Annotated in this window: 17 protein-coding genes; 10 read left to right on the top strand and 7 right to left on the bottom strand. The window is 63.4% G+C overall.

The genetic code is table 11. The annotated features are described in order from the left end of the window. Positions 1-15 precede the first annotated feature (15 nt). The 6 genes from FJ423_RS18115 to FJ423_RS18090 form a co-directional block, all read right to left on the bottom strand. Positions 16-864 carry a carbohydrate ABC transporter permease gene (locus FJ423_RS18115; protein WP_140843634.1) on the bottom strand — a complete coding sequence of 283 codons (849 nt, stop codon included), beginning with the start codon at positions 862-864 and terminating at the stop codon, positions 16-18. Further along, on the bottom strand, positions 861-1,796 hold the full coding sequence (locus FJ423_RS18110) for a sugar ABC transporter permease (RefSeq protein ID WP_140843632.1): 936 nt from the start codon (positions 1,794-1,796) through the stop codon (positions 861-863). The genes FJ423_RS18115 and FJ423_RS18110 overlap by 4 nt, the downstream gene beginning before the upstream one ends. A 1-nt stretch (position 1,797) precedes the next feature. Beyond that, complete coding sequence (ugpC, locus tag FJ423_RS18105) at positions 1,798-2,889, bottom strand: sn-glycerol-3-phosphate ABC transporter ATP-binding protein UgpC (RefSeq protein WP_140843631.1); 1,092 nt, start codon at positions 2,887-2,889, stop codon at positions 1,798-1,800. A 43-nt stretch (positions 2,890-2,932) separates the two neighbouring features. Then, positions 2,933-4,444 carry an alpha-N-arabinofuranosidase gene (locus tag FJ423_RS18100; protein ID WP_140843628.1) on the bottom strand — a complete coding sequence of 504 codons (1,512 nt, stop codon included), beginning with the start codon at positions 4,442-4,444 and terminating at the stop codon, positions 2,933-2,935. Positions 4,445-4,628: 184 nt separating this feature from the next. Further along, positions 4,629-5,555, bottom strand: a complete 927-nt coding sequence (locus FJ423_RS18095) for a helix-turn-helix domain-containing protein (RefSeq protein ID WP_140843626.1) — start codon at positions 5,553-5,555, stop codon at positions 4,629-4,631. Between the two features lie 203 nt (positions 5,556-5,758). Then, positions 5,759-7,231 carry a PLP-dependent aminotransferase family protein gene (locus FJ423_RS18090; protein WP_140843624.1) on the bottom strand — a complete coding sequence of 491 codons (1,473 nt, stop codon included), beginning with the start codon at positions 7,229-7,231 and terminating at the stop codon, positions 5,759-5,761. Between the two features lie 538 nt (positions 7,232-7,769). On the opposite strand from FJ423_RS18090, the gene iolE reads away from it, so the two are divergent. Genes iolE through FJ423_RS18050 form a run of 7 tightly spaced genes read left to right on the top strand, consistent with a single transcriptional unit; the run spans position 7,770 to position 14,864 of the window. Beyond that, entirely contained in the window at positions 7,770-8,681 is a 912-nt protein-coding gene (gene iolE / locus FJ423_RS18080; RefSeq protein WP_140843622.1) for a myo-inosose-2 dehydratase, read from the top strand. Positions 8,682-8,708: 27 nt separating this feature from the next. Beyond that, positions 8,709-9,806: an ABC transporter ATP-binding protein gene (locus FJ423_RS18075; RefSeq protein WP_140843620.1), complete on the top strand. Its 1,098-nt coding sequence runs from the start codon at positions 8,709-8,711 to the stop codon at positions 9,804-9,806. Beyond that, positions 9,803-11,116: an extracellular solute-binding protein gene (locus tag FJ423_RS18070; RefSeq protein WP_140843618.1), complete on the top strand. Its 1,314-nt coding sequence runs from the start codon at positions 9,803-9,805 to the stop codon at positions 11,114-11,116. Before FJ423_RS18075 ends, FJ423_RS18070 begins: the two co-directional genes overlap by 4 nt. 11 nt (positions 11,117-11,127) lie before the next feature. Continuing rightward, a complete protein-coding gene (locus tag FJ423_RS18065) occupies positions 11,128-12,021 on the top strand; it encodes a sugar ABC transporter permease (RefSeq protein ID WP_176477056.1) in 894 nt (297 codons plus the stop codon). Further along, complete coding sequence (locus tag FJ423_RS18060) at positions 12,018-12,836, top strand: carbohydrate ABC transporter permease (protein ID WP_095768049.1); 819 nt, start codon at positions 12,018-12,020, stop codon at positions 12,834-12,836. Before FJ423_RS18065 ends, FJ423_RS18060 begins: the two co-directional genes overlap by 4 nt. Then, positions 12,837-13,892: an inositol 2-dehydrogenase gene (gene iolG / locus FJ423_RS18055; protein WP_246680192.1), complete on the top strand. Its 1,056-nt coding sequence runs from the start codon at positions 12,837-12,839 to the stop codon at positions 13,890-13,892. It abuts the gene before it with no gap. A 33-nt stretch (positions 13,893-13,925) separates the two neighbouring features. Next, the gene (locus FJ423_RS18050) at positions 13,926-14,864 is read left to right on the top strand and encodes a sugar phosphate isomerase/epimerase (protein ID WP_140843616.1); all 939 of its coding nucleotides are present in this window, start codon (positions 13,926-13,928) and stop codon (positions 14,862-14,864) included. Positions 14,865-14,930: 66 nt separating this feature from the next. Here the strand turns inward: FJ423_RS18050 and FJ423_RS18045 are convergent, their stop codons facing one another. After that, positions 14,931-16,040 (bottom strand): Gfo/Idh/MocA family oxidoreductase, encoded by a 1,110-nt coding sequence (locus tag FJ423_RS18045; RefSeq protein ID WP_140843614.1) that lies wholly within the window; start codon positions 16,038-16,040, stop codon positions 14,931-14,933. Positions 16,041-16,197: 157 nt separating this feature from the next. Between FJ423_RS18045 and FJ423_RS18040 the strand changes: the two genes are divergently transcribed. The 3 genes from FJ423_RS18040 to iolD all read left to right on the top strand — a co-directional run bounded on the left by FJ423_RS18040 (position 16,198) and on the right by iolD (position 21,009). Beyond that, positions 16,198-17,043, top strand: coding sequence for a MurR/RpiR family transcriptional regulator (locus tag FJ423_RS18040; protein WP_181174827.1), 846 nt, complete (start codon positions 16,198-16,200; stop codon positions 17,041-17,043). 154 nt (positions 17,044-17,197) lie between these two features. Next, positions 17,198-19,132, top strand: a complete 1,935-nt coding sequence (iolC, locus tag FJ423_RS18035) for a 5-dehydro-2-deoxygluconokinase (RefSeq protein WP_140843610.1) — start codon at positions 17,198-17,200, stop codon at positions 19,130-19,132. 32 nt (positions 19,133-19,164) lie between these two features. Further along, positions 19,165-21,009, top strand: a complete 1,845-nt coding sequence (iolD, locus tag FJ423_RS18030; protein ID WP_140843608.1) for a 3D-(3,5/4)-trihydroxycyclohexane-1,2-dione acylhydrolase (decyclizing) — start codon at positions 19,165-19,167, stop codon at positions 21,007-21,009.

Below are 21,009 nucleotides of genomic sequence, written 5' to 3'. Positions count from 1 at the left end.
CGTCAGGCAATCTCGTCATCGCACCGCGGCGCCCGAGACGGCCGTGACGATGTATTTCTGGAAAAACAGGTAGACGATCAGGATCGGCGCGCCGGCGAACACCGCCTGCGCCATCAAGAAGCCGATGCCTTCCGACTGGGCGAAATTGGTCTGTGTCGAGGCCATGCCGACCGTCAGCGTGTACATATCCTTCTTGGTTGCCGAGATCAGCGGCCACAAGTAATCGTTCCACGCGCCGAGGAAGGTGAAGATGCCGAGAGTTGCCTGAGCGGGCACCGTGAGCGGCAAAAGAACCTTCCAGAACGTCCTGAACCGGCTGGCATTGTCCAGCATGGCGGCTTCGTCCAGCTCCTTCGGGATGGCCTTGAAATACTGGGTCATCAGGAAGACGCCGAAAGAAGCCGACAGGCCCGGGAGAATGAGCCCGTGATAGGTGTTGTGGAAGTTCAGCATGCTGAAGATCTGATGGCGGGCGACAAGCACGGCTTGTTCCGGAACCGCCAGGCCGAAGAGGACGATCACGAACAGGGCGTTTCGGCCGGGGAAATTCAGCCGTGCAAAGCCATAGCCGGCAAGCGATGACAGGATCAGCGTTCCGAGCGTCAATCCTCCGGAGACGATGATGCTGTTGAGCACCCAGACGAACACCGACGAGGTGCCGATGGTGTTGATGTAGTTCTTGAGCGTATAGGGTGCCTGAAACACCGAATTCGGATTTGCCATCAGCTCGGCATTTTCCTTGAGCGACAGGCCGATAACCCACAGGACCGGCGCGACCATGACCAGGGAAAGCAGGATGACCAGAGCCAGCAACACGTGGTCGCCGAATGCGCGTCCCTTGATGGAGATGGCTGGAGCCCTCATGCCTGACCTGCCTTGTTGCGCGTGACCAGGTACTGGGCCATGGCCGCCATCAGGATGAGGATGAACAGTACCTCCGAAGCCGCGGCACCCATGCCGAGATCCCAGCGACGGAACGCGGTGTCATAGATGTAGAGCACGATCGGCTTGGTCAGGTTGTTCGGGCCGCCGCGTGTCATCAGCCAGGCCTGGCCGAACAGTTGGAACTGCAGCACGATCTGGACGATGACCACCAGGACGAAGGTGCGTTTGATCGACGGCAGCGTAATCGAGCGTAACGTCTGCCAGCGATTGGCATTGTCCAGGGCTGCCGCTTCGTAAATATCCTGCGGAATCTGCTGGAGGGCGGAGAGAAAGAGCATCATCGGCAGGCCGATGCACCACCAGACGGTGGCAATGGCGATGCCGATCATCGCCAGGCTGGGATCGGAAATGAAAGCCGGGGCGGTTGCGCCGAACCATCCGTAGATCGTCGACAGAAGGCCGACATTCGGAATGAACACGATGCGCCAGATCAGCGTGACGATCGTGACCGACAGCACCGAGGAAGAAAAGAACAGGGTCCGCAGCACCGCGGCTGTGCGTGTGCGGCGGTTGAGGCAAAGGGCGAGAAAAAGACCGATCAGTGCCAGGGTCGGCACCGTCAGAAGCACGAAGTAGAAGGTATTCCAGACCGATTGCAGGAATACCTTGTCGTGAAACAGCCTGATATAGTTGCCGAAACCGACGAAGTTTCCGGATGAGAACGTGTCGGCCTTGTGGAAACTCAGCCACATTCCCCAGAACAGCGGGACCAGCAGAAGCGTCGTGAAGCAGAACAGGAATGGCGCGACGAAAATGAAGTTTCGCCATTGCGGCGCATAGATATCGATGCTTGCAGCTCTGGCGCCGGCGGCCGGAAGCGCGGTGCGCGGGGTCGCCCGTCGGTCGTCCATGTCAGACCTCCCTCGCGTGCCAGGCGCGACCGGTCTCGCCGAACAGATGCGATTTCCGGCCGTCGAAGGCGAGCCCGACCTTGTCGCCGACCGCAACGCGGCTGTTGCCAGCATCCGAGCCGACGATCTGCTGGCCATCGCCGAGCCGGGCGTAGACCAAGGTGCGTTCGCCGAGCCGCTCAAGCACATCGACCACGCCATCGGCATTGCCTTGCCCGGCGGGAACGATGCGCACGTCTTCCGAACGGATGCCGAAAGTGTATTTTCCATCGCTCGTCTGGCCGGAAGCAATCTCGGTCTGAACCGCTATGCCGTCCGCAAACCTGGCCGTGGCATTCCGGCTCGATCTGTCGAGCGTCGCCTCGACAAAATTCATCGCCGGCGCGCCGACGAAGCCTGCGACGAATTTGGTCGCGGGGCGGTCGTAGATCTCCATGGGAGAGCCGATCTGCTCGATCTTGCGATTGTTCATGACGACAATGCGGTCGGCGAGCGTCATCGCCTCAACCTGGTCGTGGGTGACGAAGATCATCGTCGATTGCAGGCGCTGATGCAGTTGGGCAAGTTCGATGCGGGTACGGGTCCGCAATGCCGCATCGAGATTGGAGAGCGGCTCGTCGAACAGGAAGGCCTTCGGCTCCTTGACGATCGCTCGGCCGATGGCGACGCGCTGCCGCTGGCCGCCGGAGAGCTGGCCCGGTTTGCGCTCGAGCAGGTGCTCCATTTCGAGGATGCGGGCGCTCTCCTTTATGCGCGCGTCGATGACGTCGCGCGGCATGCCGATATTCTCAAGCCCGAATGCCATGTTGTCGCGCACGCTCATATGCGGATAAAGCGCATAGGACTGGAACACCATGGCAATGCCGCGCTTGCCCGGCGGCAGATGATCGATACGTTCGTTGTTGATGGCTATCTCGCCGGTATCGACAGTTTCGAGGCCCGCGATCATGCGCAGAAGCGTCGATTTCCCGCAGCCGGAGGGCCCGAGAAACACGATGAATTCGCGTGCCTTGATGGAGAGAGACAGATCATCCAGCACCGTCATGGCGCCGAAATGCTTGCTCACATTCCTGATCTCGATATCGGCCGTCACGTCGAGGCTCCTCCTCAGCCCATGCACGACGATGCGCCTGAAGTCAGAGCTTCAGGCGGACCATCTGGTAGGAATAGGGCGGCAGCGGCAGGCTCAACTTGCCGCCCACCAGCGACGCGCCGGTCCCCTTCCTGGGACTGACATTGCTTGGGTTCTCAGCCGAATTGACGGCTTTCAGATCTGCATGCGTCATCAACTGATGGTCGACGATCTCAGCCGCGCCGAAGCCCGCTATGTCGATCGCGGTTTCGATTTCCTCGCTCGAATGGCGGTTGGCGGCAAAGAAGGTGACATGTCCGGTTTCCGTGTCATGCACACCGGCGACGTCGACATATGAAACGTCGCCGGCGACGGTGGAGCTGTAGGTCGGGCTTTCCACCTTCAGATCCAGCGCATTGCCGCGGCCGTAGATCGAGGCATAGAGATAAGGATAGAAGATCGTCTGACGCCATGCCGGGCCGTTGGGAACGGTCATGATCGGCGCGATGACGTTGACCAGTTGCGCCAGGCACGCGATCTTGACCACGTCGGAACGACGGATGAAGGTGTTGAGGATCAGGCCGACCTGCAGCACGTCCTCGAAATTGTAGATGTCTTCGAGCAATGGCGGGGCGAAGGGCCAACCCTCATTGCCGCCAAGGATCTTCTTGTCCTGCTCCTTGGAATGGTACCAGACGTTCCATTCGTCGAACGAGATGTAGACCTGCTTCTTGGAGCGCTTCTTGGCCTTGATATAATCGATGACGCCGGCGACCGAGACAATGTAAGCGTCGAGCTTCTCGCTCATGGCTAGATAATTCGGCGCGTCGTTGGCTTCATTGTCGAAATACATGTGCAGCGAGATGTAATCCACCTCGTTGTAAGTATGATCGAGAACGGTCGCTTCCCATTCCGGATATGTCGGCATCTTGGCATTTGACGAGCCGCAGACCACGAGCTCGAGCGACTTGGAGAAGGCACGCATCGCCTTGGCGGTCTCGTGGGCCAGGCGGCCATACTCGTCGGCGGTCTTGTGGCCGATCTGCCAGGGGCCGTCCATCTCGTTGCCAAGACACCAGAGCTTGACGTCAAAGGGCTCCTTGCGGCCGTTGGCGATGCGCTTGTCGCTCCACTCGCTGCCGCCGGGATGATTGGCGTATTCCAGAAGGTTGCGGGCTTCATCGAGCCCACGCGAGCCGAGATTGACGGCAAGCATCATCTCGGTGTTCGCCGAGGCGCACCAGTCGGCAAATTCATGCAGGCCGACTTCATTGCTTTCCGAAGTGTGCCAGGCAAGGTCAAGGCGCACAGGGCGTCCTTCCTTGGGGCCGACGCCATCTTCCCAATTGTAAGCGGATACGAAATTGCCGCCAGGATAGCGGACGATCGGAACTCTGAGCTCCCTGACGAGATCGATGACGTCGCGACGCATGCCATTGTCATCCGCCGTCGCATGGCCGGGCTCATAGATACCGGTGTAAACCGCCCGCCCAAGATGCTCGATGAAGGATCCATAGAGCCTGGGATCGATCTTCGAGACGATATAACGCGGATGCGCCGTAACGGCCGCCTTCATGCATTCCCTCCGAGAGTATCATAAATAGTGATTTAAATCACCTTATTAGATATCAAAGGGAAACAGCATCCGTTCGTCAAGCGAAAAACCGCCAAAAGTCTGACAATTGACCGGCAGCCTCAGCCGCAAATGCAGCCAAATATTTGAAATTATTTCACTATTTTTGAGACCCGATTTGACGATATCAACCGGTTTTGATCCTCAGCAGAATGTCCTGATCGTAATTTCCAAATCCCTTGCCGAAAATATTGATTCCGCCGGGACGCTCGGCGTCGTCCTTGACGCCGATACGAGCGCGGATTGAATGATGACCCTTCAGGTCGAGGGCGGCGAGACTGGTCTCGGAAATCCTGACGCCGTCGACATAGGTGCCGTCAGCGGAAACCCGCCAGTTCTTCAGCTTGCCATATTGCGAGCCCTTGAGCTTCCACCAGGAGGGCGTGAAAACGCCGCGCTTGTCGCCGAAATCGCCAGGTGAGGTCCAGGTGCCGACGTCGACGCCATTGATCGTCAGCGTGATGTCGGAAGGCCAGTCGGCGCTGGTGCCCGGAACTTCCGAGGACAGTTCCACCACCAGCTCGAGCTCGGTAATCTCGGTATTGGCGAGCTTGGCATTGTTGGGGAACTGATATTCGACAAAGCCGCGCGTGAACCACAACAAACCGGCCTTCATACGGTCCGGATCCAGGAAAGTGTTGGGCACATCGAGCAGGCCGATGATCCCGTCCGGCGAACAGAGACCGCAGGGCGCGGTGACCTCGAAGCCGGTGTAAAGCCCAATCGGCATCGATACTTCGATCGCGTCGTTCTTAAGCGCACGATACTCGCTCTTGAAGACCACGAGCACTTCCTCGGCGGTGGGATAGCAGATCTTCTGGCTGCCTTTCTTCGCCTTCTGGTTCTCGGTGCGGATCAGGCCCGCATCCTCAAGTACCTGGATATTGGTCGAGACCGTCGACTGCGGCAGCGACAGCACGGAGGCGATTTCGTTGACATTCATCGGCCCCTTCTCATGCAGCAGCCTCAGCATGGAAATGCGCGCCGAAGAGGCAAGGCCCTTAAGGACGGCCATGCCCTCCTCAGGGTCGATCACCAGAAAATTGCGACTCAATGGATTGCCAGCCTATGCGATTTGCACCCGAAATCAGCTTGTATATCGGGATAATTGATTCAATCAATGCGGCGGCGGCACTCCATGCACCTTTTTGGTTGAGCGGCCGCGAAGAGGCCATTTGTTCCTCGGCAGGCTTGCCGCCTCGTGCGACCTAGCCAAGCAGGACGTCGGGTGCGCCATTTACCGGCGCCGCGAAACCCTCACCCCAGCGTCTCGCGGATCGCCTGCGCCAGCCGCTCCACCCCGTCCCGCGTCTGCGCGGCATCACACGCCGCATAGCCCAGCACCAGGCCTTGCGTTGGGGCCGTGTTCTGGAAATATTTCGACAGCGGCGAGACGTTGATCGCCCTTTTTGCTGCGGCCTGGCTGACCTTGATGTCATCGATGCCCTCTCTCAGATAGCCCACCACCTGGATGCCGGCTTCGGCGGGGGACAGCGTGATCTCATCGCGCAGGCGCTCGGTCACGATCTCGCGAAAAAGCTGGCGGCGCTGGGCGTAGATGCGGCGCATGCGCTTCAGATGCCGGCTCATATGGCCTTCGGTGATGAAGTCGGCCAAGGCGGCCTGCAGCAGCAGCGGCGCGAACTGACCGGTGGTGGAGAGCGCATTGACGATGCGGCCGGCAAGCTCCGGCGGAAGCACCATGAAGCCGAGGCGCAGCGCCGGGAACAGCAGCTTGGCGAAGGTGCCGACATAGATGACGCGGCCGGAGCGGTCCATGCTCTGGATCGCCGGCACGGGCCTCCCTTGAAAGCGGTACTCGCCGTCGAAATCGTCCTCGATCACCCAGGCATTCGCGGTCTCGGCGATGTCGAGCAGGCGCAGCCGCTCCTCCATGCGCATGGTGATGCCGAGCGGATGCTGGCAGGCCGGCGTCGCATAGATGAGGCGGGGCGAGAAGTTTGGAGCATCGAGCCGCCAGCCGCGCTCCTGGTCGACGGGGATGGGCAGGATTCTTGCGCCGGCCACGGTGAACGCGGCCTTGGCGCCGTAATAGCCGGGCTCCTCCATCCACACCGTGTCGCCGGGATCAAGCAGCAGGCGGGCCAAAAGATCGAAGGCGGCCTGCGCGCCGGTGGTGATGACGATCTGCTCGGGACGACAGCGCACGCCGCGCGCGGAATAGAGATAGCCGGCGATCGCTTCCTTGAGCGCTGGATGGCCGGTGACGTCATAGGTGCCGAACAGCGTCTCGCCGCCATGGCTGGCGCGGCGCGCCACCAGGCGGCCCCAGACGCCGAAGGGAAAGCTCTGCGCATCGGGCATGCCGGGGTGGAAAGCGACGTGTCCCGGCCGGCCGTGGTGATAGGGCTGGCTGAGCAGCTGCTGGCCGCGCAGCGAGGGCTGGCGCAGCGGCACGGGCGGCTCCTCGGTCGCTGTCTCGCGCGGGCCTTCGGGCAGGTCGACGATGACCGGGCGGGCGCCCTGGCGATTGGCGAGATAGCCTTCGGTGACGAGCTGGTCGTAGGCGGCGACGATGGTGTTGCGGCCAAGGCCGAGCTCGGCGGCCAGAGCGCGGGTGGAAGGAAGCTCCGAGCCGGGGGGAAGCGCGCGGCTGCGGATGATGGCGACGAGGCCGTGATAGAGCTGGCGCGACAGATGCTCGGGGCTCGAGCGGTTGACGGCCAGCATGTCGAGCGGGAACGCCTGGGGTTTGGGGTGGGAGCGCATCGTTTATCCCCACCCATGGATGCAATGGCAATGGCGTGCCGCGACACGCTTGTGCTGCAAGGTCGAGTTCCTTCGCCCCCCTCTCTGTCCTGCCGGACATCCCCCCCTCAAGGGGGGAGATTGGCAGTTCAGGCGTCTCGCTTTTCTTTGCGACGTCGGCGATTGGCGAAAGCCGGCGCGACATCCGATCTCCCCCCTTGAGGGGGAGATGGCCGGCAGGCCAGAGAGGGGGGCCTCGCGCCGACGATCAATGATTTCGAGGTTGCCCATCTATCCATCCTGCCACACTCGCCTCTCCGCACAAACTGGTTCCTTCATTTTCCGGAAAACTGGCCCTCGCGAGGGAGACAGAGCGGGGTAGACTTCGCTTACTGACCTTGGGGCAAGACGTCGACAGGGACATGTGAGGCGCGGCGCTGGGAGGGCGTCCGGCCGAACGAAACGGCAGGGTTTTCGCCTTGTCGCCAGCAACCCGCAGCATCTCCTCCCGAGACAGGACACCCCGCAGCCATCATGGCTGCGGGGCGGAAAGCGAGCAATGACGACAGTTCGACTTGGCATCAACCCGATCACCTGGACCAATGACGACGTGCCGGAACTGGGTGGCGACACGCCGCTCGAGACCTGCCTCAGCGAGACAGCGGAAGCCGGCTATGCCGGCACCGAGCTTGGCGGCAAGTTCCCGCGCGAGAGCCGTGCGCTGAGGCCCATCCTCGACCATTACGGGCTGGCGCTGGTCTCCGGCTGGTATGACGGGCGCATCTGCGAGAAGGAGGTGGACGAGGAATTCGAGGCGATCCGGCCGCATCTGACGCTGCTTCGCGACCTCGGCGCCAGGCGCGTCGTCTATGCCGACACCTCGCGCGGCCGGCACGGCGCCATCCACGACCCGATCTCGCAGCGGCCGAAGCTGATGGACGGGGAATGGAAGGCCTATGGCGCCAAGATCACCCGGCTCGCCGAGCGCTTTTCCGATTTCGGCGTCGGCATGGCTTTCCACCATCACATGGGCACGATCGTCGAGACCGACGCGGAGATCGACAGGCTGATGCATACAACCGGCGAGGCGGTTGGCCTGCTCTACGATACCGGCCACTGCGCCTTTTCCGGCGGCGAACCGGAGCAATTGCTGCGCCGGCATGTCGAGCGCGTCGTGCATGTCCACTGCAAGGATGTGCGCCCGGCCACCTTAAAGAAAGCGCGCGAGGCCGACATGAGCTTCATGGGCGCGGTGATGGAAGGCATCTTCACCGTGCCGGGCGACGGCGCGATCGACTATCCGACGCTCTTAAAGATCCTGGCCGACCACGGCTATTCCGGCTGGCTGGTGGTCGAGGCCGAGCAGGACCCGGCCAAGGCGCATCCCTTGACCTACGCGACGATGGGGTATCGGAATCTGAAGAGGCTGGCCGAGGGCGCGGGTTTCTACGTCCACGAGCGCAAGGCCTGAAGAAAGCATGAGGCGCCGGGGAGGGAAATGAGCTCGGTTCTGTACCAGAAGGTGGTCAAGAGCTTCGGCGCGCTCAACGTGCTGCGATCGCTCGACCTCGCGGTGCCGGACCACAAATTCCTCGCCCTGCTCGGCCCGTCGGGCTGCGGCAAGACGACGGCGCTGCGCGTCCTGGCTGGGCTCGACATGCCGACCGCCGGCAAGGTCTTTATCGGCGAACGCGACGTCACCCGGCTGCAGCCGCGCGACCGCGACATCGCCATGGTCTTCCAGAGCTACGCGCTTTATCCGCAGATGACGGTCGCCGAAAATATCGGCTATCCGCTGTGGATACGCGGCACGCCCGAAGCCGGGCGAAAGGCCAAGATCGGCGAGGTCGCCGCCGTGCTCGAGATCGGCCATCTGCTCGACCGCCGTCCGCGCCAGCTCTCGGGCGGACAACGCCAGCGCGTCGCGCTGGCCCGCGCCATCGTGCGCGACCCGGCGGCCTTCCTGATGGATGAGCCGCTGTCCAATCTCGACGCAAGACTGCGGCTCACCATGCGCGGCGAGATCAAGCGGCTCTGCCAGCGCCTCAGCGCCACCACCATCTATGTCACCCACGACCAGGTCGAAGCCCTGACGATGGCCGACTTCGTCGCCGTCATGCATGGCGGCGAGTTGCAGCAGATGGCGCCGCCCATCGAGATCTACGACCGCCCGGCGAACCGCTTCGTCGCCACCTTCGTCGGCAACCCGCCGATGAACATTCTGCCGGCAGCGCTTTGCGAGCAAGGCGTCATCGTGGCCGGCAAGGTCGTCCCACTGGACGCCGCGCGGCTTGCTGCCTGCCGCGCCGCCTCCGTCGCCGAAATCGGCCTCCGGCCGGAGGACTGCAGCGCTGCCGGCGTCGGCACACCCGATGCCCTGCCCGGCGAAATCTACGTCGTCGAACCGATGGGCAACGAGACGCTGGTCAATGTCCGCCTCGAAGGCGGCAACGTCTCGGTCCGGGCCGGCCGCGATTTCAGGGGCGTAGTGGGTGAAAGCATCGGCGTCGCCTTCGACCCGGCGAACGCCTGTTTCTTCAATTCGGACGGCCTGACAGCCGTCCACAGGGTCAACAACAATGGGAGAGTGACATGATGCATTCCAGCAGACTTACTCGCCGCTCCGTCATCAAGGGTGGGCTTGGCCTGGCTTTGGCGACCACCGCCCTCACCACGCTTGGCCTGCCGATGCCTACCCGCGCCGCCGGAAAGAAGGTGATCATCGGCGCCTTCGCCGATGGCGGCCTGACGCCGTTCAAGGAAAAGATCATCCCGCTGGCCAAAGAGCAGGGCTTCGACATCCAGTTCCTCGAGGACGAATACGGGGTGACACTCGAGAAGTGGTTCGCCGACGCCCAGAGCGGCGCCGGCCAATATGACCTTTACCTGCTCGACGACCCATGGGTGCCGCAGTTCGGCGCCGCCAACGTGCTCGAGGACCTTGGCGCCGGAGGCATCGATGGGTCGGACAAGGACTGGATCGGCGCGATGATCGACATGGGCTACTGGCCGCCGCAGAAGGGGCCGCGCGTCAAGGGCTTCGAGAACGCCAAGCCGACGTTGATCTGCGTGCCCTTCGTCGGCGACCTGCAGACGCTGACCTATCGCAACGACGTCTTCACCGGCGGCGCGCCCAAGACCTGGGACGAGGTGATCGCCAAGGGCAAGGAAGGCGTGGCCGCCGGCAAGATCAAGTACCCGGTCGTCTTCCGCGGCGTTTCCGGCAATCCGATCGTCACCAGCTGGTATCCGGTCTTCCTGTCGTTCGGCGGCGCCTTCTTCGACGACAAGTGGAACCCGATCTTCAATTCGGCCGAAGGCAAGACCTCGGCCGATTTCTTCGTCGGCACGATGAAGCAGAACGCGCCGAGCGGCGTGGTCGAGTTCGACTCCGACCAAGAGGGCGCGGCGATCCTCGGCGGGGAGGCAGGGGCGATCATCCAATATTCGGGCAACGCATTGAAGGCGGACGACCCCGCCCAAACCAAGGTGGCTGGCAAGCTCGATTTCGGCGTTGTGCCGAAGCAGGAAAAGGCGATCGCCCAGATGGGCATATTCATCGCCGGCGTGCCGAAATCGGCGCCCAACAAGGCGAATTCGATCGAGTTCCTGAAGTGGTACGTCAGCGCCGAAACACAGGCCAAGCTCTCGGAGGCGGGCTCGATCCCGGTCAAGCGCAGCGCCTTCGGCATCGCCAAGCCCGGCAACCGACTGATACCGGTCGCCCTGCAGCAGCTCGACGCCGGCGCGCTGCCGCGGCCGCGCACCCCCGACTGGGCGAAGGTCGAGGAACTGCTCGGCATCGAGCTCAACAAGGCTTTGCAGGCCGGCTCCGGCGGCGGTGCGGCCCTGGACACGGCTGCCAAGCAGGTCAAGGACTATCTGACCACGGCCGGGTACTACTGATGCAAACCGGCATGCAGGCACGCAAATATCGCCTGCAGGGGGCGGGGCTCGACCTCGCCCTCCCCTATCTCATGCTGGCGCCGGGCCTGACGATCGTGCTCGGCGTGCTTGTCTATCCGCTCTGGGACGGGCTGCGCGCCAGCACCAGGGCTTACCGCTACGGCTCACCGGTCTCCCATGTCGGCTTCCGGAACTATGTGCAGCTTTGGAGCGACGCGCAGTTCCTGAATTCGCTGTGGGTCACCGTCAAATTCGTGGCGCTGTCGGTTTCGATCGAGGCAGTGCTGGGCTTCGCGCTTGCCTTGTTCTGCCTGCACGAATTCCGCGGCATTCGGCTGCTCAGGACGGTGCTGATCATTCCCATGGTGATCACGCCGGTCGTCGTCGCCATCCTGTTCAGGCTGATCTACGCCAGCGACGCCGGCATGCTGACGGCGCTCTCCGAGGCCATGGGCGGCGGCGGGGTCCAGATCCTCGGAAACCCGCTCAATGCCTTCATCGGCCTTGTCGTGCTCGACGTCTGGGAGTGGACGCCGCTGATGTTCCTGATCCTGCTCGCCGGCCTGCAGTCGCTGCCGCACGAGCCGTTCGAGGCGGCGCGCGTCGACGGCGCCGGGTCCTGGCGCGTCTTCGCCGATCTCACCTTCCCGATGATGCGGCCGGTGCTCGCGGTCGCCATCGTGCTCCGCACCATCGATGCCTTCGGCACCTTCGACCAGGTTTTCGTGCTGACCCGTGGCGGGCCGGGCGAAGCGACGAGGCTGATCTCGATCTATGGCTACGACACCGCTTTCAAATTCCAGCAGACCGGATACGCGGCGGCGCTGTTCGTGACGATCGGCCTCGTCGTGCTCGCGCTCGCCTTCAGCGCCATCAGGCTCCTGCGCAGGATCGACGCATCATGAGCACCCGCCTGGCGCGCATCCTCACCACCATTTTCGTGCTGGCAGTGGTGCTGCTGCCGATCTACTGGCTGGTGTCCACCTCGCTCAAGTCCAACCGCGAGATCACGCAGGAAGGCACCCTCTATCCGCATGTGCCGACGCTCGACAATTACGTCAGACTGTTCACCGAAAAGCAGTTCGGCTCCTACCTGACGAACTCGGTGGTGGTCACCTTCTTCTCGGTCGCGATAGCGCTGGTCTTCGGCGCGATGGGCGCCTACGCGATCGCGAGGTTCCGCCTGCCATTCGCCGCGGAGCGCAAGATCGGGCTCTTCCTCCTGACACTGCGCATCATCCCGCCGGTGGTAATCCTGATACCCGTCTATCTCTTGATGCTGAGCCTCGGGCTGCTCGACAGCTGGCTTGGACTGATCGCCACCTACACCGCCTTCAACGTCACCTTCTGCGTGTGGATGATGGAGAGCTTCTTCCGCGAGATCCCCGTCGATCTCGAGGAGGCGGCCATGGTGGACGGCGATTCACGCTTCGGCGCCTTCCGCCGCATCACGCTGCCATTGGCGGCGCCAGGGCTCGCGGCCACCGCGATCTTCGCCGTGCTGGTCACCTTCAACGAATTCCTTTTCGCGCTGGCGCTGACCGCGACGCCGCGGGCGATGACCATGCCGCGCGGCACCGCCACACTCATCGGGCGCATCGATACCGACTGGGCCTCGATGGCGGCCGCCGGCGTCATCGGCGCGTTGCCGATCGTCTTCTTTGCACTCCTGGTGCAGCGGCATCTGGTGCGCGGGCTGACCATGGGCGCGGTGAAATGATTGCCGCTCGGATACACGAACCGGCCGGCAGCGCTGGAGCGGCCTGATGAGAAAGTCGAACGCATGATGGATGTTTGTCTGTTCGGGGTGGGGCTGATCGGCCGCGTGCATGCGAGCAATCTCGCGCGCCACCCGAAGGTGCGGCTGCGCTACGTCGTCGATCCCAATCGCGAGGCGGCCGAGAAGGTCGCCGCCGTAACCGGCGCCGAGATCGTGGACACCGAAACCGTTATGAACGATCCGGCAGTGAAAATGGTGTTCATCGCCTCGGCCACGCGCACGCACGCGGAGCTTGCCATGGCAGCGGCGGCAAAGGGCAAGGCGATCTTCTGCGAGAAACCGATCGACCTCGACCTCAAGCGCACGGACGAGTGCCTGGCCGCTGTGGCGAAAGCCGGCGTGCCGTTCCAGATCGGCTTCAACCGCCGCTTCGATCCGAGCTTCCGGGCGCTGAAGGAGCGCCTCGACGATGGCGAGATCGGCGCCGTCGAGCAGGTCATCATCACCAGCCGCGATCCCGAACCGGAGACCGAGGAAGCGCTGGCCGGAGGCGGCGGCGTCTTTCGCGAGATGACCATCCACGATTTCGACATGGCGCGGAATATGCTTGGCGAAGAGCCTGTGGAGCTTTTCGCGACCGGCTCCTCGCTTGTTGCGCCGCAATACAGGAAGCTCGGCGACTACGACACCGCGATGTTCATCCTGCGAACGGCGTCCGGCCGGCAATGTCACATCAACAACAGCGTCAGGGCCGCCTACGGCTACGACCAGCGCATCGAGGTGCACGGCGCCGACGGCATGCTGCAGGCCGGCAACCGGCTGCCGACCTCTGTGGAAATGTACGGCGGCAAAGGTATATCGCGCGACAAGCCCTACTACTTCTTCGTCGAACGCTATGCGGAATCCTACGCCGCCGAGATCGATCACTTCATCACCTGTGTCGAGACGGGCAGGAGTCCGGCGGTCACGGCCAGCGATGGGCGCAAGGCCATGATCCTCTGCGAGGCAGCGCTAGCGTCGGCCCGGTCCGGCAGGTTCGAACCCGTAGAGCTGTGAGCGGATGGTCCAAAATAAGCGGGAGTTTCCGAAATGAAGATTGGCATGATCACCGACAGCCTCGGCAACCTGTCCTTCGACGAGATGCTGCGCGCCTCGGCCGATCTCGGACTGGAGACGCTGGAGTTCGCCTGCGGCAACTGGTCGTCGGCGCCGCACATCGATCTGACCGCCATGCTGGACAGCAAGACGACCCGAACCGAATTCGTCGCCAAGGTTCGCGACCACGGGCTGACGATCGCGGCGCTTAACTGCTCCGGCAACCCGCTGCATCCGGGACCGCAGGGCAAGCAGCATCGCCAAGTGACCGAGGACACGATCCGGCTGGCGAGCCTGATGGGCATCGACCGGGTGGTGATGATGTCCGGGCTGCCGGGCGGACCCGGCGACACCAATCCCAACTGGATCATCACCGACTGGCCGCCCGAATGCGCCGACATCCAGCGCTACCAGTGGGACGATTGCATCATCCCGTATTGGCGCGATCTCATCGAATTTGCGAACAATCTGGGCATCAGGAAGCTTTGCCTGGAACTGCATGGACATCAGGCCGTGTACAATGTCCAGACGCTGTTCCGGCTGCGCGATGCGGTCGGCGAGACGGTCGGCGCCAACTACGATCCGAGCCATCCGATGTGGATGGGCGCCGATCCCATTGCCGCCGTGCGCAAGCTTGGCTCGGCCATCTACTATGTCCACGCCAAGGACACACGCATCGAACCGATACCGGCGGCCATCGATGGCACGCTCGATGCGCGCCCGCCAAATCATTATGCCGAAAGGGCCTGGAATTACATCACACTCGGTTACGGCCACGGTGAAACCTGGTGGCGGCAGTTCTGCACGGCGCTGAAGCAGGCCGGCTATGACGACGTGCTGTCGATCGAGCACGAGGACATGATGCTGTCGCCGATGGAAGGCATGCGCAAATCCGTGGCGCTGCTGCGCAACGTCGCTATCAACCTGGCCTGAATGCTCAGATCCGGTCCTGCATTGGTAGGTGATCACCGCCCGTTGCGGTCTCGATGGTCGCCAGCCCTACCTCACATCGACCCAGCGCTGTTCCTGGAAGGAGCGCGCCATGGCATGCACAGTGCGCTCGATCTCCAGCCCCTCGTCGAAATCGATGATGCGGGCCGGCTTGCCGGCGATGCGCATCAGGAGCTCGCGGCATTCGATCATCTTGAGGTCGTTGAAGCCGAGGCCGTGGCCGGGCGCCGGCAGGAAGGAATCGTAGGGCTTGTGGTGCGGCGCGACCAGGATGGTTCGGTAGCCCTGCTCGGTTGGCCGGTCGGCGGTGAGGTAGAGCTGAAACTCGTTCATCCGCTCCTGGTCGTAGAGGATCGAGCCCTTCGAGCCGAAGATCTGGATGGCAATGCGGCCCTTGCGGCCCCAGGCCGAGCGGTTGACCAGCAGCGTGCCGGCAACGCCGTTCTCGAGATGCATCAAGACGCTGGCGATGTCATAGGTCTCGACCGCGCGGCGGGCGCCGGAAGCGGTCTTGCGGTCGGCATAAGGTTTGACCATGTCGCACATGACGCGCGAGACGCGGCCGAACAGCGCCTTGATCAGCGACAGCGGATGCACGGCGAAATCGTCGAGCGCGCCATAGCCGGAAGAGGCCTCGTGCTTCCAGAAGAACAGCGCTTCGGGGTCGGCCATGAAATCCTCGTCCATCTCGATGCGCACGAGGTTGACGTCGCCGATGATCTTTTCCTCGAGCAGCGCGCCGATATGGCGGATGGCGGGGTTCTGGATGTAGTTGTAGCCGAGCACGGCGACCTTGCCGGATTTCTTCGCGGCCTTCGCCATCGCCTCGGCCTCGGCGAAACTCGGCGCCATCGGCTTCTCGCACCACAGATGCTTGCCGGCTTCGAGGACGGCGATCGCCATTTCCGGGTGGAACTGGTTCGGCGTGGTCAGCGAGACGATCTCGACGTCCGGATCCTCGACCACGGCGCGCCAGTCGCCGGAGCCTTTTGCGAAGCCGAACTCGGCAGCTTTGCGTTTGGCAAGCTCGTCATTCACCTCGCCCAGATGCACCAGTTTCGGCTTGTCTACATCGGGAAAGACGGTGCCCACCGCGTTCCAGGCGATGGCGTGGCACTTGCCCATGAAGCCAGTGCCGATGAGGCCCACTCCGACCATGTCGATTGTCTCCAGGATAAAGGAAAGTATGCGTGGATGAATTAGTCTATTTTGATAAAGAATGGAATATCTAAATCATTTTTTATGGTGTTCTTGCGCGAACTCGCTATGATGAGGCAGGAGAGAGACAAACCTTATGGGCGTGGGCGGAGCGACGATGGACGAACGGGTGCCTCGCGATTTCGAAACGCTGCGCGCGACGATCCTGGACAGGCGCGCGAGCCTGCCCAAGCGCATCGCGCAGATCGCCGCCTATGCGCTCGACAATCCCGACGACATCGCCTTCGGCACGGCGGCGAGCATCGCCGCCTCGGCCGGCGTGCAGCCCTCGACGCTGATCCGTTTTGCCCAGCAGCTCGGCTTCGACGGCTTCACCAGCCTGCAGCAGGTTTTCCGCGAGCGGCTGCGCGAGCGCAACTCCTCTTATGACGAGCGGCTGGCGGCGCTGCGCGCCAAGGCCGAGGAAGGCCGCGGGCATCGGGCGATCTTCGACGGCTTCGTCGCCGCCGCCAGCACCTCGCTGGGTGACATTTCGCGCTCGCTCAACGATGCCCATTTCGAGGAGGCCGTGGCGCTCCTGGCTAAGGCCGAGACGATCTATGTGCTGGCCAAGCGCCGCTCCTATCCGGTGGCGTCCTACATCGCCTATGCGCTGGGCAAGCTCAAGATCCGCAACCAGCTGGTGGAATCGGCCGCGGGGCTGAACGCCGAGATGATCGGCTTCGCCACGCCGCGCGACGCCGTCATCGCCATCAGCTTCTCGCCTTACGCGCCGGCGACCATCGAGGAGACGCGCTCGATCGCCGAGCAGGGCGTGCCGATCGTGGCGATCACTGACTCGTCCTTCTCGCCGCTGGCGCAATTCGCCAAGGTCTGGTTCGAGGTCGCCGAGGCCGATTTCGGCGGCTTCCGCTCGATCTCGGCGACGATGGCGCTGGCCATGGCGCTGACTGTCGCCGTCGGCGAGAAGCGCCGCGAGACCGGGCGCCGGCGCAAGGGCTGAGCCTCGCCGGCGGGGCGCTTTTCCGCTTGGGAACACTCATTCCATATTGACTGTAGATTGGAATTAATATTTCATATTGACGACACCACGCCGTCGCCGGCGCGCGCTGTCCAAACGACGCTGCTCTGCAAAACAAGGCCGATGGGAGGTTCGAATGGGCGAAGCCGTGGAAGGGGAATACCCGCCGCTCGACGTCATCACCATCGGCCGCGCCTCGGTCGATCTCTATGGCCAACAGATCGGCTCGCGGCTGGAGGACATCACCTCTTTCGCCAAATCCGTCGGCGGCTGCCCGGCCAATATTTCCGTCGGCACGGCAAGGCTCGGCCTGCGCTCGGCGCTGCTGACGCGCGTCGGCGACGAGCAGATGGGCCGTTTCATCCGCGAGCAGCTTCGGCGCGAAGGCGTCTCGGTCGACGGGCTGAAGACCGACAAGGAGAGGCTGACGGCGCTGGTGCTGCTTTCGGTCGAGAGCGAAGGCGTCTCGCCGATGATCTTTTATCGTTCGGACTGCGCCGACATGGCGCTCGCCGAGGAGGATATCGACGAGGCGTTCATCGCCTCGGCGCGCTCGGTCGTCGTCACCGGCACGCATTTCTCAAGGCCGAATTCCGATGCCGCCCAGCGCAAGGCCATCCGCCTGATGAAGGCCCGTGGTGGCAAGGTGGTGTTCGACATCGACTATCGCCCGAACCTCTGGGGGCTTGCCGGCCATGCCGAGGGCTTCGAGCGCTACGTCAAATCGGACCGCGTCTCGGCGCAGCTGAAGAGCGTGCTGCCGGATTGCGATCTCATCGTCGGCACCGAGGAAGAGATCATGATCGCTTCCGGCGCCGACGATTGCCTGAGCGCGCTGAAGACGATCCGCGCGCTGTCGCCGGCCACCATCGTGCTGAAGCGCGGCGCCAAAGGCTGCATCGTCTATGACGGGCCGATCAGCGACGACCTCGAGGACGGCATCGTCGGCAAGGGTTTCCCGATCGAGATCTACAATGTGCTCGGCGCCGGCGACGCCTTCATGTCAGGCTTCCTGCGCGGCTGGCTCGGCGGCGAGAGTTTTGCGACGGCCGCGACCTGGGCCAATGCCTGCGGCGCCTTCGCGGTGTCGCGCCTGCTCTGCGCGCCGGAATATCCGACCTTCGAGGAGCTGCAGTTCTTTTTGAAGCACGGCAGCAAGCATCTGGCGCTGCGCAAAGACGAGGCGATCAACCACGTCCACTGGGCAACGACGCGGCGGCGCGACATCCCCTCGCTGATGGCTTTAGCCTGCGACCATCGCGTCCAGCTTGAAGACGTTGCCGCCAAGGTCGGGGCCGACGTTTCGCGCATCCCCGACTTCAAGGTGCTGACGGTCAAGGCGGCGGCAAAGGTCGCCGCCGGCCGCGATGGCTACGGCATGCTGATCGACGAAAAATATGGTCGTGACGCCATGTTCGAATTCGCCCGTCATTCCTTCGCCTGGCTCGGCCGCCCGGTTGAGCTTCCGGGATCGCGGCCGCTGCGCTTCGAGTTTTCGCAGGATATCGGCTCGCAGCTCACCGAATGGCCTGTCGACCATTGCATCAAATGCCTGTGCTTCTATCACCCGGACGACTCGGAAGCGCTGAAGAGCGAGCAGCAGCAGAAGCTGCGCGCGCTGTTCGAGGCGGCGCGGAAGGTCGGCCGCGAACTGCTGGTCGAGATCATCGCCGGCAAGCATGGCAAGCTTGACGACACCACCATTCCGCGCGTGCTTGAAGAGCTCTATGCGCTGGGCATCAAGCCGGACTGGTGGAAGCTCGAGCCGCAGGCTTCCGCAGGCGCCTGGGCGAAGATCGAACAGGTGATCGTCAGGAACGACCCTTGGTGCCGTGGCGTGGTGCTGCTCGGGCTGGAAGCGCCGCAGGACGAGCTGGTCGCGGCGTTTGCCGCCACCGCCAATGCGCCGATCGTCAAGGGCTTTGCCGTCGGCCGCACCATCTTCGTCAACGCTGCCGAACGATGGCTGGCCGGCAGGATGTCGGATGACGAGGCGATCGCCGACATGGCCGCGCGTTTCGAGCAGTTGACCGAGGCATGGCTTGCCGCGCGTGGCCGCAAGGCCGCATAACAAGACCGCTGAAGGACTGCGGAGGAGACATCATGAGCAAGACAATCCGCCTGACGATGGCGCAGGCGCTGACCCGCTTCCTCAGCCGGCAAATGACCGAGATCGACGGGAAGAAGGTGCCGATCTTCGGCGGCGTCTGGGCGATCTTCGGCCATGGCAATGTCGCCGGCATCGGCGAGGCGCTCTACCAGGTCCGCGACGAGTTGCCGACCTTCCGCGCCCATAACGAGCAGGCGATGGCGCATGCGGCGATCGCCTATGGCAAGGCCAATTTCCGCCGCCGCTTCATGGCCGCGACCTCTTCGATCGGCCCCGGCGCGCTGAACATGGTGACGGCGGCCGCGCTCGCGCATGTGAACCGGTTGCCCGTCCTGTTTTTGCCCGGCGATGTCTTCGCCAACCGCCTGCCCGACCCGGTGCTGCAGCAGGCCGAGGATTTCTCCGACGGCACGGCGAGCGTCAATGACTGCTTCCGTCCCGTATCGCGCTATTTCGACCGCATCACGCGGCCGGAGCAGATCATCTCGGCGCTGAACCGCGCCATGCAGGTGCTGACCGATCCGGCCGAATGTGGCCCGGTCACGCTTTCGCTCTGCCAGGACGTGCAGGCCGAAGCCTATGATTATCCCGAAAGCCTGTTCGCCGAGCGCGTCTGGACACCGCGCCGGCTCCGCCCGGACCGCAACGAGCTGGCGGCAGCCGTCGCGGCGCTGAAGGGCGCCAAGAAGCCGCTGGTGATCGCGGGCGGCGGGGTGCTGTATTCGCAGGCTTCGGACGAGCTCGCCAAGCTGGTGCAGGGCGCCGGAATTCCGGTCTGCGAGACACAGGGCGGCAAATCCTCGTTGCCCGACAACCATCCGCTCAACATGGCCGCCGTTGGCGTCACCGGCACGTCGGCCGCCAACCGGCTGGCGGAAGAGGCCGATGTCGTGCTCGCCGTCGGCACCAGGTTGCAGGATTTCACCACCGGCTCCTGGGCGCTGTTCAAGAATGCCGGCCGCACCATCATCGGCCTGAACACGCAAGGTTTCGACGCCGGCAAGCATTGGGCGCTGCCGCTGGTCGCCGACGCGGCCGAAGGGCTTGCCGAGCTGTCCGCCGCGCTGAAGGGCTGGAAAGCGCCGGCCGCGTGGACCGACAATGCATTGAAGGGCAAGACGGAGTGGCAGGCCGCCGCCGCCAAGGTGACTGCATCGACCAACGCCGCCTATCCGTCCGATGCGCAAGTGATCGGCGCCGTGCAGCGCGCCATGGGCTCGGGCGTCACGCTGCTGCATGCCGCGGGCGGTCTGCCCGGCGAATTGCACAAGCTCTGGCAGGCCGGCGCGCCCGGCTCCTACCATGCGGAATACGGCTTCTCGACCATGGGCTACGAGATCGCCGGCGGGCTCGGCGTCAAGATGGCGAAGCCCGACCAGGAGGTGGTCGTCATGGTCGGCGACGGCTCCTATCTGATGCTCAATTCCGAGATCGCCACTTCGGTGATGCTTGGCCTGAAGCTCACCATCGTGCTGCTCGACAATCGCGGCTATGGCTGCATCAACCGGCTGCAGATGGCGACCGGCGGCGCCAACTTCAACAACCTCTTGAAGGACGCGCGCCACGAGGTGATGCCTGACGTCGACTTCGCCGCGCATGCGGCAAGCTTAGGTGCCGTGGCCGAGAAGGTAGCATCGATCGCCGAGTTGGAGACAGCACTGGCCAAGGCGAAGAAGAACGACAAGACGACGGTGCTGGTCATCGACACCGACCCGCTGGTGTCGACCGAGGCCGGCGGCCATTGGTGGGATGTCGCCGTGCCGGAAGTCTCGTCGCGACGCGAAGTCAATGCCGCGCGCAAGAAATACGAGGAAGCCGTGGGCAGCCGTCAGGGCTGA

This window comes from Mesorhizobium sp. B2-8-9, from assembly GCF_006439475.1.
In the GTDB taxonomy this organism is placed as follows: Bacteria; Pseudomonadota; Alphaproteobacteria; order Rhizobiales; family Rhizobiaceae; genus Mesorhizobium.
Note: the sequence above shows the minus strand (reverse complement) of the source record. Positions and strands in the feature narration are given on the sequence as shown.